Source organism: Aeromonas sp. R1-2 (genome assembly GCF_040908505.1).
GTDB classification, from domain to species: Bacteria; Pseudomonadota; Gammaproteobacteria; order Enterobacterales; family Aeromonadaceae; genus Aeromonas; species Aeromonas veronii.
This window is the reverse complement of sequence record NZ_JBFODU010000003.1, coordinates 1-16,252: the sequence shown is the minus strand read 5'-3', so window position 1 is coordinate 16,252 and position 16,252 is coordinate 1. Positions and strand designations below refer to the sequence as shown.

At 60.4% G+C, this 16,252-nt stretch carries 19 protein-coding genes; 7 read left to right on the top strand and 12 right to left on the bottom strand.

What is annotated here, in order from left to right:
- Positions 1 to 13: 13 nt before the first annotated feature.
- The 5 genes from AB5Y76_RS00270 to waaF all read right to left on the bottom strand — a co-directional run bounded on the left by AB5Y76_RS00270 (position 14) and on the right by waaF (position 4,059).
- Positions 14 to 346: a DUF2799 domain-containing protein gene (locus AB5Y76_RS00270; protein ID WP_263719172.1), complete on the bottom strand. Its 333-nt coding sequence runs from the start codon at positions 344 to 346 to the stop codon at positions 14 to 16.
- 137 nt (positions 347 to 483) lie between these two features.
- Positions 484 to 609, bottom strand: a complete 126-nt coding sequence (locus AB5Y76_RS00265; RefSeq protein WP_005339521.1) for a hypothetical protein — start codon at positions 607 to 609, stop codon at positions 484 to 486.
- A gap of 74 nt (positions 610 to 683) precedes the next feature.
- On the bottom strand, positions 684 to 1,664 hold the full coding sequence (locus AB5Y76_RS00260) for an MDR family oxidoreductase (protein WP_115522532.1): 981 nt from the start codon (positions 1,662 to 1,664) through the stop codon (positions 684 to 686).
- A gap of 93 nt (positions 1,665 to 1,757) precedes the next feature.
- Positions 1,758 to 3,023 carry a lipid IV(A) 3-deoxy-D-manno-octulosonic acid transferase gene (waaA, locus tag AB5Y76_RS00255; RefSeq protein WP_263719171.1) on the bottom strand — a complete coding sequence of 422 codons (1,266 nt, stop codon included), beginning with the start codon at positions 3,021 to 3,023 and terminating at the stop codon, positions 1,758 to 1,760.
- Between the two features lies 1 nt (position 3,024).
- The gene (gene waaF / locus AB5Y76_RS00250; protein WP_005339516.1) at positions 3,025 to 4,059 is read right to left on the bottom strand and encodes a lipopolysaccharide heptosyltransferase II; all 1,035 of its coding nucleotides are present in this window, start codon (positions 4,057 to 4,059) and stop codon (positions 3,025 to 3,027) included.
- Between the two features lie 276 nt (positions 4,060 to 4,335).
- Between waaF and AB5Y76_RS00245 the strand changes: the two genes are divergently transcribed.
- Positions 4,336 to 5,112, top strand: coding sequence for a glycosyltransferase family 2 protein (locus AB5Y76_RS00245; protein ID WP_236272736.1), 777 nt, complete (start codon positions 4,336 to 4,338; stop codon positions 5,110 to 5,112).
- A 51-nt stretch (positions 5,113 to 5,163) separates the two neighbouring features.
- Here AB5Y76_RS00245 and AB5Y76_RS00240 read toward each other — a convergent pair whose 3' ends face one another.
- Complete coding sequence (locus AB5Y76_RS00240; protein WP_263719170.1) at positions 5,164 to 6,201, bottom strand: glycosyltransferase family 9 protein; 1,038 nt, start codon at positions 6,199 to 6,201, stop codon at positions 5,164 to 5,166.
- Positions 6,202 to 6,335: 134 nt separating this feature from the next.
- On the opposite strand from AB5Y76_RS00240, the gene coaD reads away from it, so the two are divergent.
- Positions 6,336 to 6,818, top strand: coding sequence for a pantetheine-phosphate adenylyltransferase (gene coaD / locus AB5Y76_RS00235; RefSeq protein WP_040069411.1), 483 nt, complete (start codon positions 6,336 to 6,338; stop codon positions 6,816 to 6,818).
- A gap of 105 nt (positions 6,819 to 6,923) precedes the next feature.
- Here coaD and AB5Y76_RS00230 read toward each other — a convergent pair whose 3' ends face one another.
- From AB5Y76_RS00230 to radC, 6 genes are all read right to left on the bottom strand, one after another.
- Entirely contained in the window at positions 6,924 to 7,796 is an 873-nt protein-coding gene (locus tag AB5Y76_RS00230) for a VirK/YbjX family protein (RefSeq protein WP_263719169.1), read from the bottom strand.
- Between the two features lie 180 nt (positions 7,797 to 7,976).
- Positions 7,977 to 8,789, bottom strand: a complete 813-nt coding sequence (gene mutM, locus AB5Y76_RS00225; RefSeq protein WP_005357390.1) for a bifunctional DNA-formamidopyrimidine glycosylase/DNA-(apurinic or apyrimidinic site) lyase — start codon at positions 8,787 to 8,789, stop codon at positions 7,977 to 7,979.
- Between the two features lie 24 nt (positions 8,790 to 8,813).
- A complete protein-coding gene (locus AB5Y76_RS00220; RefSeq protein ID WP_263719168.1) occupies positions 8,814 to 9,269 on the bottom strand; it encodes a hypothetical protein in 456 nt (151 codons plus the stop codon).
- 93 nt (positions 9,270 to 9,362) lie between these two features.
- The gene (gene rpmG / locus AB5Y76_RS00215; RefSeq protein WP_005307500.1) at positions 9,363 to 9,530 is read right to left on the bottom strand and encodes a 50S ribosomal protein L33; all 168 of its coding nucleotides are present in this window, start codon (positions 9,528 to 9,530) and stop codon (positions 9,363 to 9,365) included.
- Between the two features lie 11 nt (positions 9,531 to 9,541).
- On the bottom strand, positions 9,542 to 9,778 hold the full coding sequence (rpmB, locus tag AB5Y76_RS00210; RefSeq protein WP_005307492.1) for a 50S ribosomal protein L28: 237 nt from the start codon (positions 9,776 to 9,778) through the stop codon (positions 9,542 to 9,544).
- Positions 9,779 to 9,914: 136 nt separating this feature from the next.
- Entirely contained in the window at positions 9,915 to 10,589 is a 675-nt protein-coding gene (radC, locus tag AB5Y76_RS00205) for a DNA repair protein RadC (protein WP_005339502.1), read from the bottom strand.
- 147 nt (positions 10,590 to 10,736) lie between these two features.
- On the opposite strand from radC, the gene coaBC reads away from it, so the two are divergent.
- The 5 genes from coaBC to pgi all read left to right on the top strand — a co-directional run bounded on the left by coaBC (position 10,737) and on the right by pgi (position 16,143).
- Complete coding sequence (gene coaBC / locus AB5Y76_RS00200; RefSeq protein ID WP_124930445.1) at positions 10,737 to 11,939, top strand: bifunctional phosphopantothenoylcysteine decarboxylase/phosphopantothenate--cysteine ligase CoaBC; 1,203 nt, start codon at positions 10,737 to 10,739, stop codon at positions 11,937 to 11,939.
- Between the two features lie 81 nt (positions 11,940 to 12,020).
- Complete coding sequence (gene dut / locus AB5Y76_RS00195; protein ID WP_005339498.1) at positions 12,021 to 12,479, top strand: dUTP diphosphatase; 459 nt, start codon at positions 12,021 to 12,023, stop codon at positions 12,477 to 12,479.
- Positions 12,480 to 12,547: 68 nt separating this feature from the next.
- Positions 12,548 to 13,144 (top strand): nucleoid occlusion factor SlmA, encoded by a 597-nt coding sequence (slmA, locus tag AB5Y76_RS00190; RefSeq protein ID WP_005339495.1) that lies wholly within the window; start codon positions 12,548 to 12,550, stop codon positions 13,142 to 13,144.
- A 165-nt stretch (positions 13,145 to 13,309) separates the two neighbouring features.
- Positions 13,310 to 14,146, top strand: coding sequence for a mechanosensitive ion channel domain-containing protein (locus tag AB5Y76_RS00185; protein WP_088868140.1), 837 nt, complete (start codon positions 13,310 to 13,312; stop codon positions 14,144 to 14,146).
- Between the two features lie 347 nt (positions 14,147 to 14,493).
- On the top strand, positions 14,494 to 16,143 hold the full coding sequence (gene pgi / locus AB5Y76_RS00180) for a glucose-6-phosphate isomerase (RefSeq protein WP_005339491.1): 1,650 nt from the start codon (positions 14,494 to 14,496) through the stop codon (positions 16,141 to 16,143).
- Positions 16,144 to 16,252: the final 109 nt, after the last annotated feature.

Genomic DNA, 16,252 nt, shown 5'->3' with positions numbered 1-16,252 from the left:
CCCTGTCAGGGTGTTATTGATCGGTCCACCCCTGACGCCCCTGTTCGAACAATCTGCGCGCCTGGGTATCATTCGGGCAGACGCCGCGATACTCGCTTCCGGAGCGGCCAGCCAGATAGAGGTGCTCGGGGCGGCAATACCATGCCAATCCCTTCTGGTGTCCCTGCTTCCACAGTTCAGGATCCACCTTCTTGCCACACTGGCCCTGATGGAACTCGACCCGTTCGGTGGTGAAGCCCAACTTGCCATCCGCCTCCCCAACCTCACTCCATACCTTCTCGCAGGGATCATCGTTGGAGACACAGCCACCCAGCAGGGCAGCCAACAATATGATGGAGAGTCGCATAGTCATCCTTGAGCGTCATTTGGGCAGTTCATTCTACCCAGCGCCCCGCCCCTGACCAAGGACGAACACTCAGCCATGTGAGCGCGGCAAAAAAATCAGGCGGGCCCAAAGCCCGCCTGTTCGTTCAATGCCGTGGTTCACTGGTCATCGAAAGTGTCATCATCCTGCCAGCTTTCATCTTCCCACTGATCCAGCTCTTCTTCCCAGGAATCCGGCTCCCAATCATCATCAGAGGAGTCGTAATCCGGCTTGTGTCCACCCATCTTCACTCTCCTTGGATAGTTCACCCGCACTCCAATTTTATCCGGAATTGTCGGGCTCGCCAGTCAGAGAGAGTTCAAAGTTTGACCAGAGTCCGGCCGGCGATCTGGCCTTGCGTGATGGCCTCGGCGGCCTCCACTACCTGCTCCAGCCCAATCTCGGTAACCGCCTGTTCAAAGAAGCTGGCGGGCAGATCCCGTGCCAGTCGCTGCCACGCCAGTTGACGACGTTCAAACGGGCACATCACCGAATCGACCCCCTGCAGCCGCACATTGCGCAGGATGAAGGGCATCACACTGGTCGGCAGATCAAAGCCGCCCGCCAACCCACAGGCCGCCACGGCGCCGCCATAGTTCATCTGGGCCAGCAGCTTGGCCAGCACCTGACTGCCGACGGTATCGATGGCACCGGCCCACAGCTGCTTCTCCAACGGTTTGGCGGGCACCAGCAGTTCGCTGCGCGGCACGATGCGGCTGGCACCCAGCGCAGTGAGCATGGCGCCCTGCTCTTCGGGCCGACCGGTCAGCGCTGCCACCTGATAGCCAAGGGCTGCCAGCAGGGCAACCGAGGTGGAGCCAACACCGCCTGCCGCGCCGGTGACCAGCACCTCGCCACTTGCGGGAGTAATGCCCGCCTCTTCCAGCGCCAGTACGCAGAGCATGGCGGTGAGACCGGCGGTACCGATGCACATGGCCTGACGCTCATCCAGCCCGGCGGGCAACGGCACCAGCCAGTCCCCCTTGACCCGCGCCTGTTCGGCCATGCCGCCCCAGTGCCCTTCGCCCACGCCCCAACCGGTCAGTACCACCTTGTCGCCGGGCTGATAGCGGCTGTCGGCAGATTCGAGCACGGTACCGGCGAAGTCGATACCGGGCACCAGCGGCCACTGGCGCACGATCTTGCCCTTGCCGGTGATGGCCAGCCCATCCTTGTAGTTGATCGAGCTGTAAGCGACCGCCACCCGCACTTCACCTTCCGGCAACTGGCTCTCGGCCAGCCGGGTCAGAGTCGGAACAGTCTTGCCGTCTTGGTTTTCCAGTAACAGAGCCTTGAACATGGTTGCCTCTTTGATGACGTGTGAAACGGGGATCAGCTGCTTTGACGCTTTTGCAGTTGAAAATCGAGAGCCAGTGCGGTGCTCATCATGGGTTCAGTCGTTCTCCAGCGCAGTGAGGCAGTGCGAGAGGGTGCGCGCCAGCGCACCCTGATTGCGCAGCACCACGGCGCGGGCCTGCTCGCCCATCTCGCGGCGGGTGCTCTCGTCGGCAAACAGCTGGCTCACCCGCTCGCCCAGCTCGGCGGCATCGGCCACGATGGCGGCGCCACCCTGAGCCACCAGCTGGCGGGTGATATCGCTGAAGTTGAAGTAGGCAGGGCCGGTCAGGCAAGGCTTGCCGAGGGCTGCCGGCTCCAGCAGGTTGTGACCGCCGATCTTCACCAGACTACCGCCAACAAAGGCCACATCGGCCGCCGCCAGCATCAGCGGCAGCTCGCCCATGGTATCGCCGAGATAGACCTTATCCTCCGCACTCACCGCAGCACCATCAGTGCGCCGCACGCAGCCGTAAGGGGCACACTGCTCGGCCACCCGGTCGAACCGCTCGGGGTGGCGTGGCACCAGAATGAGCAGCGCGTCGGGATGGCGTTTGAGCAGCAGATCGAAGGCGGCCAGCACCTGCTCATCCTCACCCTGATGGGTACTGGCGGCGATCCAGACCGGCCGATCCGCCCCCAGCTGCTGGCGCAGGGCACGACCTTTGGCCTGCACCTCGTCACCAAACTGGATGTCGAACTTGATGGAGCCGGTCACCGCCAGCCGCGAACGATCGATGCCGAGGCGGGCGAAGCGGTCGGCATCATCCTGATGCTGGCAGAGCAGATGGGTCAGCGGCCGGCTCAGGGCGTCGAAAGCACCGTGGAAGCGGGCATAACGCTGGCAGGATCGCTCGGAGAGGCGGGCATTGATGATGGTCACCGGCAGGTGGCGCGCCTCGCAGGCGGCCAGCCAGTTCGGCCATAACTCGGTCTCCATCACCCAGAGCGCGCGCGGCTTGAAGGTGTCGAGAAAGGCGGCAATGGCCCAGGGGTAGTCGAGCGGCGCGTAGCGATGGATCACCAGATCCCCCAGCTTGGCAGCCTGATCGGCGCCGGTGCGGGTGGTGGTGGTGAGCAGGATCGGCAGATCGGGCCGCTCCGCCTTGAGAGCGCGAATGAGCGGCGTGATGGCCAGCGTCTCCCCCACGCTCACCGCATGGATCCAGAGCGGCGCATCCTGTCCGGTGGCGGGCAGCCGCCCGAGATGCTCGGCCCAGCGCTTGCCAAAGCCGGGCTTGCCTTTCTTCGGCTTGTAGAGGGCCAGCAGTGCCAGCGGCAATCCCAGATGGATCAGCAGGTTGTAGAGCAAACGGTAGGGCATCTTACTGACTCTGCTCCAGCTTCTTGCAGGCATCGACCACCTGCTCCGGCGCCAGGTCGATCAGGCACTTGAGATGGCCGAACTTGCAGGTGCGCTTGAAGCAGGGGCGGCACTCGATGTCGGTGTGAACGATCTCGACCCGATCCGCCAGCGGCGGGGTGTAGAGCGGCGAGGTGGAGCCATAGACGCCCACCAGCGGCCGGTTGAGGGCGGCGGCGATGTGCATCAGGCCGGAGTCGTTGGAGATGACCCGGCTGGCCAGCGCCATCAGATCGATCGCCTCGTGCAGGCTGGTCTTGCCCGCCAGCACGTGGCAGTTGGGGCGAGTCAGCAGATTGACCCGATCCCGGATGGTATTGGCCACCGGCACATCCTTGTTGGAACCGAAGATCCACACCTGCCACCCCTCGTCCAGATGCTGTTGGGCCACCACGGCGTAGTGCCCCTCCGGCCAGCGCTTGGCCGGGCCAAACTCGGCACCGGGGCAGAGCACCAGCACCGGGCGGGCGCGATCCAGTCCCAGCCGCTCCAGCGCCTTGCTCTGGTTGATCAAATCGACGTGGAGAGCCGGGTGCGGAATGGTCGGAATATCGGCCCGACTCTTCATCTGCGCCTTGGGATAAGCGAGCGCCAGATAGCCCTCCACCATCAGCGGGAAGGCGGACTTGTTGCTGCGCAGGTCGTTGAGCAGGCCGTAGCGGCTCTCGCCCTTCCAGCCGGTACGCACCGGAATGCGGGCAAACCAGGGGATCAGCGCCGACTTCATGGAGTTGGGCTGGACGATGGCCTGATCGTACTTCTCGGCGGCCAGCTGCTTGCCGAGGCGGCGGCGCGCCACCAGTTTGAAGTCACCGTGGCCGAGGGGCATGGTGATCGCCTTGTCCACCTCCGGCATCCGCTCCAGCAGGGCGCAGCACCAGGCGGGGGCCATCACGTGCAGTTCGCACTCCGGATGGTTGGCCTTGATCGCCTTGTAGAGGCTCTGGGACATCACCATATCGCCGACCCAGGAGGGGCCGATCACCAATATTTTCATCACGCGTCTTCTCTCGGGACTGGCCCGGCTGTTAATCATCACTGGGCGAGATTATGCCCCAAGAATGGTCGGATAAATAACAGAAGATCCTTGGCAGACGCTGCCGTCACCCCATTTTTCCAGCGGTGCCCCGCTTCCAACCGGACGTGAAGAGACAGGCAAACAGCTGATAGAAACGGGCAATGGCGGCTCTCTCTTTGACCCGTTTTTCCGTTAGAATGGCCCATCAATACGCATTCGACCCGCCAGCCGGGCAATAACCGTGAGCCCACATTCGTGAAAAAACCGACTCTGGCTGCCGTTCTGATCGTCAAGAATGAAGCCGACAACCTGCGCAAGTGCCTCGCCTCCCTCGACGGACTGGTGGACGAGATCGTCATTCTGGACTCAGGCAGTCAGGACGAGACCCCGGCCATCGCCGCCGAATTTGGCGCCCGTTTCTTCGTCAACGCCAAGTGGCCGGGCTTTGGCAAACAGCGCCGACTAGCCCAGTCTCATGTGCAGTCCGACTGGGTGTTGTGGCTGGATGCCGACGAGCGGCTCACCCCCGAGCTGAAAACCGCCATCACCGAGGTGATGGCCAATCCGGCCAGCGATACCATCTACTCGATCCCGCGCCTCTCCTGGGTCTTTGGCCGCTTTATCCGCCACAGTGGCTGGTATCCGGATCGGGTGCTGCGCCTCTATCCCAGGGCGCTCACCAGCTACAACGAGGCGCTGGTGCACGAAAAGGTAGAAGTGCGGGCCAACATGAAAATCGTCAACATTCATGGCGACCTGCTCCACTTCACCTATCGGGATCTGGAGCACTATCTGGTGAAATCGGCCGGTTATGCCCGCGCCTGGGCCGATCAGCGCACCGCTCGCGGCAAGAAGGGCTCCCTCAGTCAGGGGCTGATCCACGCGGTCGGCTGCTTCCTCAAGATGTACCTGCTCAAAGCGGGCTTCCTCGACGGCAAGCAGGGGCTGCTGCTGGCGATCCTCTCCGCCCACTCCACCTTCGTTAAATACGCAGACCTCTGGGTGCGCCAGCAGCCGCAGCAGCCGGAATAACCGTCATACGAAACAGGGCCCCACGGGGCCCTGTTTGCATTGCTGCATACGTTACTTGCGCCAGAAGGGCGCCGCCCAGCGGGCCATGACCGGCACCATGGTCTTGGGATCGAGCTGGCTCATATCCTCAGGATGGTCGCTATCCTCCGGCGGGCTGAAGGCGAGGTGACGCCCTTCGCTGTTGAGGGGCTTCCAGCGCAGCGGAGTAGCGGAGCGGCGCATCGGGAAGAAGCCGATGGTCGGCACATCGAGCGCCCCGGCAATATGGAGCGGGCCGGTGCTGCCGGCGATAAACAGGGCTGCATTGGCCAGCACCTGACAGAACGTCGGCAGACCATCGCTGGAGCGGTAGATCCAGCCGTTGCCACCGTGGGCCAGCAACTCGGCCGCCAGCTGTTCGGCCATCTTCTCCTCGCCCGGGCCTGCGGTCAGCACGCACTGCAGCTCGGGGCAGGCCTGATTGAGCTTGATGATGATGCGAGCATACTGCTCGATGGAGAGGTTGTTGGCTGAACCGCCGCTACCGGCATGCACCATCAGCCAGGGGCGGCTGGCATCGAGCTTGAGCTTGAGTGCCAACTGCTCGCGCACCTGTAGCAGGCTCGCCTCATCGAAACTGAGGAAGGGAGTCTTGGGCTCCACCACGGCGACCTGATGGTCGGTCAGGAAGCGACGGATCAGCTCCAGATTGTATTCGGACTCCGGCTTCTGGGAGCGGGAGCGGCGTTGCACCAGTCGCTGGTTGTAGAGCACCTGCGCCAGCTTGGTCGCCGGGGCCAGCCGGTAAGGGATATGCGCCTTCCACACCAGCATGGCGTTGCGGGAGTTGGAGAAGAGGCAGATGGACGCGTCGAACGCCGCCGCCTTGATCCGCGCCAGCAGCGCTCGCTGTTGCTCCTTGTCGGCCCGCACGCCCGGATCGATGATAACCTCATCAATCCAGGGGCAGAGCCGGGCCAGCGGCGCCGTGTAGGCCGGAACCAGGGCAGTCACATGACACTCCATGGAGCCTTTGAGCATGGCGAAGCTAGGCCACGCCAGCATGAAGTCACCAATCTTGTCATTGCGAACGACCAGAATACGTTTCATAAAAAATCCCTTTGCTCCCTGTCACCAATGCAAGGAGGCTTGATGCGCGATGGCGTATTCTTGCCTGATGCACTGCTATTCTCAAGCGACGACCTTATAATGCGACCAAATTTCCAGGTTGCAGGACCGCAAAGATGACTACCAGGGTGATCTATCCCGGGACTTTTGATCCCGTTACCAATGGCCACGCCGATCTCATCGGCCGCGCCGCCAAGCTGTTTGACGAGGTGGTGGTCGGGGTCGCCAACAGCCCGAGCAAGCGCCCGCTGTTCGATCTGGCAGAACGTGTCCAGCTTGTCCAGCAAGTGACCAGCACGCTTCCCAACGTCAAGGTGGTGGGCTTCTCCGGTCTGCTGGTCGATTTCGCCAAAGAGCATCAGGCCAACGTGCTGATCCGCGGCCTGCGCGCCGTCTCCGACTTCGAGTACGAGTTTCAGCTGGCCAACATGAACCGCCGCCTGATGCCTGAGCTGGAAAGCGTCTTCCTCACCCCGGCCGAGGAGAACTCCTTTATCTCCTCCACTCTGGTAAAAGAGGTGGCGCTGCACGGTGGCGACATTCGTCAGTTTGTCGATCCCGTGGTGGCCCAAGCCATCGCAGCCAAACAGAAAGGGTGATCCCCTTCCACACTGACCATTCCCGACGGCAACAACGAACAAGGGCTACCCGCGGGTAGCCCTTGTTGTTTCTCTCTCGCATGGAGAGGTCAGCCTGCTTGCCGGTTACTGACGGGCAAACCGCTCATTCATCTCCTGCACCAGCAGATCGAGCCACTCGTAGCGGCGCCGATACATGGCCCGCTTCTTGGAGGCGATCTCCTCCAGCGGCTTGCGCGGCTGGGCTTGCAGAGCGACGAAGTTGGCATCCACATCCCGGGCGTCGAACTCCTGCCACAGCTCGTCATAATCGGCCTGCAAATTGGCTTTCTGCTTGCTGCTGTAGCGCTTGGCCTGAAACACATGGGCCCGCTTGCGCACCGCCAGCACCTCCGCCGCCCCCATGGCCTGTGCCAGTTGCAGCACCAGCTGCACCAGCAGGGATTTGGGCCGCAGGCCGTGCCCCTCTTTGGTCAGCTCGCGCACCCGCTCCTGGGCATTGTCGACTGCAGGCTCCGGCCCCTGCATGGAGCCGATCATCAGAATCAAACGATCCGCACTGCCCGCCAGCGAAAAGGCGCAGCTGTAGAGGCGCTGCCCCTCGCCGTTGACGATGGAGAGCGCCAGCTCGGCCTCGCGGCGGAAGGTGCCATCGTAACGCACGACAATGCAACAACCGCTCAGTGGATAACGCCCCAGCGCGATCCCCTCACCAAGATAGAGAGGGTCGATCAACTGCGGGTAGCTCTCCAACAACAAGCGATAGTGGTTTTCCAGCATTTCGGCACGTTGGGCAGGAGTAGAACCAGCAAAACAATACGGGCGCATCGGTTTATCAAGCAACTCTGGATGACTCGCTGGCAATGCATTCAGATGAGACACCTGAAACAAGTCAAACACCTTGCTCAGTTGCCTCCGATATAGCAGGCTGCGTAAAATGAACTTGCCGCGATTAAAAACCTTCCTATCGTTATCCTCCGGATATAAGTAACGAGCCATATTTTGGGCACAGTAACGCCCTGACTGAGACAAATCGCCCCAATCTACTGCTGCTTTTTTTATCACGATCCGATTCTCATACTGCCTGAACGGGCGCGATTCTAGTCTTGACTGTGCAAATCTTCAACAGAGTGGAAATACGCTGTTACAACTTCCCCCGTATCGGGGCAAAAAGTACGCTCAGCGCTGGCAATGACTGCAAAAAACCGTGGTGCGCTGGCCCATTCTTGTCTCGGTCAGCAGGGTGTGGCAGTGGAAACAGGGCTGACCGCCACGGCCGTAGACCTGCAACTGCTGCACGAAATAGCCCGGCTTGCCATCGGCACTGGTGAAATCCTTCAGAGTGGTACCACCTTGGCGAATCGCCTCGGCCAACACGCGCTTGATCTCGGCCACCAGGGTTCCCAGCCTCTCGGCACTGATATTGCCCGCCGCCCTTTTGGGGTGAATGCCGGCAGCATAGAGCGCCTCGTTCGCGTAGATGTTGCCCACCCCGACCACCACCTGATTGTCCATCAGGAACTGTTTGATGGCGGTGCTGCGCCCCTTGGCGCGCCCCTGCAGGTAATCAGCACTGAAGGCATCGGTGAGCGGCTCGGGCCCCAGCTTGGCGAGCAGCGCATGGGCTTCGGCCGGTTCGCGAGTCCAAAGCAGGGCGCCGAAGCGGCGCGGATCATTGAGCCGCAGCAGCTTGCCATTCTCCAGCTCGATATCCACGTGGTCATGCTTCTCGGCCGGGGTGCCGATATCCAGTACACGCAGGCTGCCGGACATCCCCAGATGAAGGATGGCGGTGCCGAAATCGGTCTCCAGCAGCAGGTATTTGGCACGGCGACGCACCCGATGGATGGTGAGGTCCACCAGCTCCTGAATCTCACCGGGGATCGGCCAGCGCAGGCGGCCATCCCGCACCACCACGCGCGTCACCTTGATACCGGTGAGCCAGGGGGAGATCCCCTGACGGCTGACTTCAACTTCTGGCAATTCGGGCATGGGCACCTCGCAAGGAAAAGGAACTCAGGGGGCAGGGCGCAGCAGATCGCGATACTGCTCGGCAGTGAGGGCGAGCCAGAGACCGGAGGGCAGCTGAGCGCCATATTGGCCGCTGTTCTGATAGAGGCCGATCTCGACCGGATCGTTCTGGCCGGCAATCCACACCTTGATGGCCACCGGGGTGCCGCGCACCACCTCGCTGGGGGGCAGCAACCAGCTCTGCCAGCGCGCCAGACGGGCATCCAGCTGAGCCGTGTCGAGCCCCAGATCCGGCACGCTGCGCCAGCCCTGACCAATCCGCTCAATCTGCCAGCTCGGCCCCTGCCAGGTGAGCACCACGGCCGCATCCGGCAGCAAGGGGCGAGCCCGCTTGGCGCTGTTCTCCTGCTGGGCAGTCTCCATACGATGCAACAGGGTGATCACGATCAGCACCACCACAATGATCACGTTATTCCAGCCTTTGCGGCTCAATTTGAACATGGCAAGCCTCCCTTTGAACCGGCAGTGTACTGAATTCTGCGCATAAAAAAACCCGGCACGAAGCCGGGTTTTTGGGAATGCAGCATCAAGTAATTACTTGATTTTGCCTTCCTTGTAGATCACATGCTGACGAACAACGGGATCAAACTTTTTGATCTCCATTTTTTCGGGCATGGTGCGCTTGTTTTTGGTAGTGGTATAGAAGTGACCAGTACCGGCGCTGGAGTTCAGGCGAATTTTCTCGCGAATACCTTTAGCCATGATCTAATTCCTTATACCTTAACACCGCTGGCGCGCAGTTCAGCCAGAACCACTTCAACGCCACGCTTGTCGATGATACGCATGCCTTTTGCGGATACGCGCAGGCTTACGAAGCGTTTTTCACTCTCAACCCAGAAACGGTGAGTGTGCAGGTTCGGCAGGAAACGACGCTTGGTGGCGTTGTTAGCGTGCGAACGGTTGTTACCAACTGCCGGGCGCTTGCCGGTTACTTGGCATACTCTAGACATGTCAGTCTCTCCAAATCTTACTTCATTGCTCGAGCAAATATCTGCCCCGCTGGCCTTCGATTGCGGGGCAAACAGAAGGCGGCATTTTATACAGCATCCGTGATCAAAGATCAACTAATACGGTGCCAGAGCACAGTTATAGCCAACCGCGCTCGGCAAAAGAAACCGTGATGCCATCACCGATCACCAAGTGATCCAGCACTCTGATATCGATCAGGGCCAAAGCGGCCGTGATCCGATCCGTGATCTGGCGGTCGGCCCTACTGGGCTCGGCGACGCCGGACGGGTGATTATGCGCCAGAATCACCGCGGCTGCATTATGTTTGAGCGCGATCTGCACGATTTCTCTTGGCCAGACGCTCGCCGAGTCGATAGTGCCGAAAAAAAGCTCAACAAATTGAATGACTCTGTGCTGATTGTCGAGCAACAACAGGGCAAACACCTCGCGTGGCCGATCCCGCAGCTGGGCCTGCAGATAGTCCCGGGTCAGCTGGGGCGAGGTGAGCGCATCGCCCCGTTGCAACTGCTCGGCCAGATGGCGTCTGGCCATCTCCAGCACCGCCTGCAACTGGGCATATTTGGCCGGGCCAAGGCCGTGCGCCTCGCAAAATGCCCGTTGATCCGCGCCCAGCAAGCTGCGCAAAGAGCCAAATTGATTCAATAGATTACGTGAAAGATCCACTGCACTCAGGCCATTGACACCAGTGCGCAGAAAGATGGCGAGCAGCTCGGCATCGGAAAGCGCCGCGGGCCCCTGACGCAGCAACTTCTCTCTAGGGCGTTCATCTTCCGGCCACTCTTTGATGCTCATTTGTCTCTTCCTCATCCCTGTTGAGAAAAAACATAGCAAAAAATTGCGCGCGCCCGACCACACCCCTTGATGCCAACCCCTGTCGTCATCCATTGCCTGTGGTATCTTAGCCGACCAGTCAGAATGAGCCGGATAGAGAAACAGCAGATGAGATTGGCCGATAAACGCATCCTGTTGGGTGTCAGTGGCGGGATCGCCGCCTACAAGAGTGCCGAGCTGGTACGCCGCCTGAAAGATCAGGGCGCCGAAGTGCGGGTGGTGATGACCCGCTCCGCCAAGGAGTTCATCACCCCGCTGACCCTGCAGGCGGTCTCCGGTCATCCGGTGGCCTACAGCCTGCTGGACCCCTCTGCCGAAGCGGGCATGGGCCATATCGAGCTGGCCAAGTGGGCCGATCTGGTGCTGATCGCCCCCGCCAGCGCCAACCTGATGGCGCGGATGGCTGCAGGCATGGCCGACGAACTGCTGACCACCCTCTGTCTGGCCACTCCGGCGCCCATCGCGCTGGCACCAGCAATGAACCAGCAGATGTATCTCAACGCGGCCACACAGGCCAACCTCAAGACCCTGGCCAGCCGCGGCATTCTGCTGTGGGGGCCGGATGCTGGCAGCCAAGCCTGTGGCGATGTGGGCCCGGGGCGGATGCTGGACCCCCTCGAACTGGTGGATCGCTGCTGTCAGCAGCTGGCCGCCGAGCCCTTGCTGGCAGGCGTCAAGCTGCTGCTCACAGCAGGGCCAACCCGCGAGGCGCTCGATCCGGTGCGCTACATCAGCAACCACAGCTCCGGCAAGATGGGCTACGCCATCGCCCGCGCCGCCCGTGAAGCGGGCGCCGAAGTGACGCTGGTGAGCGGCCCGGTGACGCTGGCTACACCAGCTGGCGTCACCCGCATCGATGTGGAGAGCGCCGAGCAGATGCATCAGGCGGTGATGAGCCGGGTCGGCGAGTGCGACCTCTTCATCGGCTGCGCGGCGGTAGCCGACTATCGTCCTGAACAGGTCGCCAGTCAGAAGATCAAGAAGACCGGCGATAACGACCAGATGGTGGTGAAGCTGGTGAAGAATCCCGACATCATCGCGGCCGTCGGTGCCCTTTCAGACAAACCCTTCACCGTCGGATTTGCCGCCGAAACCGTGGATGTGGAACAATACGCCCTCGACAAGTTGCAGCGTAAGCGGCTGGACATGATCGCCGCCAACGATGTGTCCCGCGAGGGGCAAGGCTTCAACGCCGATGACAACGCCCTGACCGTGTTCTGGCAAGGGGGCCAGGCCCCGCTGCCGCTGGCCGACAAGCTGACGCTGGCCCGTCACCTGATCGCCCTGATTGCGCGCCACTACCGGCACTGAGCGTCCCGAAAGAACAAGACTCACGGCGCCCCGCCTTGCCAAGAGGGGCGCCAATACAAGATCCAACTGAAAAAGCGATTCATGACTACACAAATTGAACTGAAGATTCTGGATGCCCGTATCGGTACCGAGTACCCGCTGCCCGCCTACGCCACACCGGGCTCTGCCGGCATGGATCTGCGCGCACTGCTGGATGCACCGCTGACTCTGGCTCCGGGTGATACCACCCTGGTGCCGACCGGTCTGGCCATTCACATCCAGGATCCGGGTCTGTGTGCCACCATCCTGCCCCGCTCCGGCCTCGGCCATAAGCACGGCATCGTGCTGGGCAACCTGGTCGGTCTCATCGATTCCGATTATCAGGGTCAGCTGATGGTTTCGGTCTGGAACCGCGGCAAGGATGAGTTCACCATGCAACCCGGCGAGCGCATCGCCCAGCTGGTGATCATGCCGGTAGTTCAGGCCAGCTTCCAACTGGTCGATGAGTTCAATCAGAGCGAACGGGGTGAAGGCGGTTTTGGTTCTTCTGGTCGCCAATAACAGACCACACCAGCCCGATGGGCGGTGCTTAATAACAGAATCAAGCCATTGTTTTTTTAGGGGAATCCATGGCAAGCAGTAATCAGAAACAGAGTCGGCGCGATCAGATCCTGCAGGCGCTCGCCCATATGCTGGAAACCAGTCCGGGTCAGCGCATCACCACGGCCCGTCTGGCGGCCGAGGTCGGCGTCTCTGAAGCAGCCCTCTATCGACATTTTCCCAGCAAGGCGCGGATGTTCGAGGGGCTGATCGACTTTATCGAGGATTCCCTGCTGTCACGGGTCAATCTGATCATGGCGGAAGAGAAGGACACCATGGCGCGCTGTCACCATATCCTGCAGCTGCTGCTGGTGTTCGCCGAGCGCAATCCCGGCATCACCCGCATCCTCAATGGCGATGCCCTGCTGGGTGAGCACGATCGGCTGCGGGATCGCATCAGCATCCTGTTTGACAAGCTGGAGACCCAGATCAAGCAGGTGCTGCGCGAGAAGCGGCTGCGCGAGGGTCAAGGCTTCCAGCTCGACGAGACCATGCTGGCCAATCTGCTGCTGGCCTACACCGAAGGCCGTATCAGCCAGTTCGTGCGCTCCGAGTTCAAGCTCAAGCCGACCGCCGGTTTCGAAGATCAGTGGCAATTTATCCGCAGCCAGCTGCTGCAGAGCTGATGTTTTTTTCGCATCATTCAGCAAAAAGAAGGGAGGCTTTGGCCTCCCTTCTTTTTTGTGTCAGGTTTTTATGGCAGAAAAGAAGTACCAGATGCGACCCGTACTGTCGCGCTGCGGTGTTAGATTTATCCACCATAAACCTTTTAGAACCTGACAGGACATCCTATGGAACCCGAAATCATTACCGAAGCGCAGACCTGGCTGGTCAATAATCAGGGACTGCTGATCGAATACGGCGTCAATATCGCCGCCGCCCTGTTGACCCTGCTGGTCGGCTATATCGCCGCCAACCTCATCAGCGGTGGCGTGGTCAAGGTGATGCAGGCCCGCAAGCTGGACACCACAGTCACCCACTTCGTCGGCAGCATCCTCAAATACGCCATTCTGGTGTTCGTAGTGATCGCCGCGCTGGGCCGTGTCGGCGTGCAGACCGCCTCCTTCGTCGCCATTATCGGTGCCGCCGGTCTGGCCATCGGTCTGGCGCTGCAAGGCTCGCTCTCCAACTTCGCTGCCGGCTTCCTGCTGATCATCTTCCGCCCCATCAAGGCGGGCGAGTTTATCGAAGTGGCAGGTACCGCGGGTGTAGTACAGTCCGTTCAGCTCTTTACCACTACCCTCACCTCAGGTGACAACAAGATGGTGGTAGTACCGAACTCCGCCATCCTCAACGGCACCATCGTCAACTACTCGCGTATGGATACCCGCCGCGTCGATATGACCTTTGGCATCGGCTACGGTTCTGACCTGCGCAAGGCCAAACAGATCCTGGAGCGTCTGGTAAGCGAAGAGCCGCGCATCCTGAAAGATCCGGCCGCTACCATCGCCGTCGCCGCGCTGGCCGACTCCTCGGTCAATATCGTGGTGCGCCCCTGGGTGAAAACCGCTGACTACTGGGGTGTCTGGTTCGACTTCCACGAGAAGGTGAAACTGACCTTTGATGCTGAAGGGATCGAAATTCCCTTCCCGCAGATGGTGATGCACATGCAAAAAACGCAGGCGTGATCGCGGTTCTGCTGCAACAGACAATGCCAGCCTTCGGGCTGGCATTGTCGTTTCTGGCCCCAGCCCATGGCCATGTCGGTGCATAACCACGCCAACCGGATGAAAACAATTTCAGGCTATCGGGGTGGCCCCAATCATGAGCAAGCGCAAGATCCGCCTTGCTTTCGTGACACATAATCCCAATGTTCTGGTTGTATGCTCCCGACAGTGACCCATTGCGGTAAAAGACAATCGGTAAAAATCTGTTACACGGGCCGCCCGTTCGGCTCGCTATAATGCTCGGATAATAAGGTTTGGCGGGACCTTGCCTGCAAGGTTCAAACACAACTTGGCATTTCAGGAATCCTATGAAAAATATCAATCCAACCCAAACCCAGGCCTGGCAGGCACTGGAAGCCCACTTTGCAGCAAACAAAGAGACCCGACTCAAGGATCTGTTCGCGCAGGACCCGAAGCGCTTTGACAAGTTTTCCCTTACCTTCGGCGGCGACATCCTGGTTGATTACTCGAAGAACCTGATCACCGAAGAAACCCTCAAGTTGCTGGTTGATCTGGCCAAAGAGACCGATCTTCGCAGCGCGATCGATGCCATGTTCAATGGCGACAAGATCAACATGACCGAAGGTCGCTCCGTACTGCACGTGGCCCTGCGCAACCGCTCCGACCGCCCCATCGAGTGCGACGGCAAGGATGTGATGCCGGAAGTGAATGCCGTACTGGCCAAGATGAAGGGCTTCTGCGAGAAGATCATCTCCGGCGAGTGGAAAGGCTACACCGGCAAAGCGATCCAGCACGTGGTCAACATCGGTATCGGTGGCTCCGATCTCGGCCCGGTGATGATCACCGAGGCACTGCGTCCCTACAAAAACCACCTGCAGATGCACTTCGTCTCCAACGTCGATGGTACCCACATCGCCGAGACCCTGAAGAAGATCGATCCGGAAACCACCCTGTTCCTGGTGGCCTCCAAGACCTTCACCACCCAGGAGACCATGACCAACGCCCTGACAGCCCGCGACTGGTTCATCAACATCGCCGGTGACAAGGCCCACGTTGCCAAGCACTTCGCGGCCCTCTCCACCAACGGCAAGGCCGTGGCCGAGTTCGGCATCGACACCAACAACATGTTCGAGTTCTGGGACTGGGTTGGCGGCCGCTACTCCTCCTGGTCTGCCATCGGCATGCCCATCGCCCTGTCTGTCGGTTTCGAGAACTTCGAAGCCCTGCTGCAAGGCGCTTTCGAGATGGACATGCACTTCGCCACTGCCTCCTATGAGCAGAACGTACCTGTGCTGCTGGCCCTGATTGGCCTGTGGTACAACAACTTCTACGGTGCCGAGTCCGAAGCCATCCTGCCGTACGATCAGTACATGCACCGCTTCCCTGCCTACTTCCAGCAGGGCAACATGGAGTCCAACGGCAAGTACGTGGATCGCAACGGCAAGCCGGTTGACTACCAGACTGGCCCCATCATCTGGGGTGAGCCGGGTACCAACGGCCAGCACGCCTTCTACCAGCTGATCCATCAGGGCACCAAGCTGATCCCCTGCGACTTCCTGGCGCCGGCCATCAGCCACAACCCGATCGGTGACCACCATCCGAAACTGCTGGCCAACTTCTTCGCCCAGACCGAGGCGCTGGCCTTCGGCAAGAGCAAGGAAGAGGTTGAAGCCGAGTTTCTGGCGGCTGGCAAAACCCTGGAGCAGGTCAAGGATCTGGTGCCGTTCAAGGTGTTCGAAGGCAACCGCCCGACCAATTCCATCCTGTTCAAGAGCCTGACCCCGAAAACCCTGGGTGCCCTGATCGCCATGTACGAGCACAAGATCTTCGTACAGGGCGCAATCTGGAACATCTTCTCCTTCGACCAGTGGGGTGTGGAGCTGGGCAAACAGCTGGCCAACAAGATCCTGCCGGAGCTGGGCAACAACGAGGCTGTCACCAGCCACGACTGCTCTACTAACGGTCTGATCAACACCTGGAAAGCGTGGAAAGCCTGATTTATCCAGCCTTTCTGTCTAGTCCTGAAATAGGTTTACACATTTTCAACTAACATTTCTCTACTCAGAACCCCCTATGTACCGCATCGGGGGTTCTGTATTTCAACGC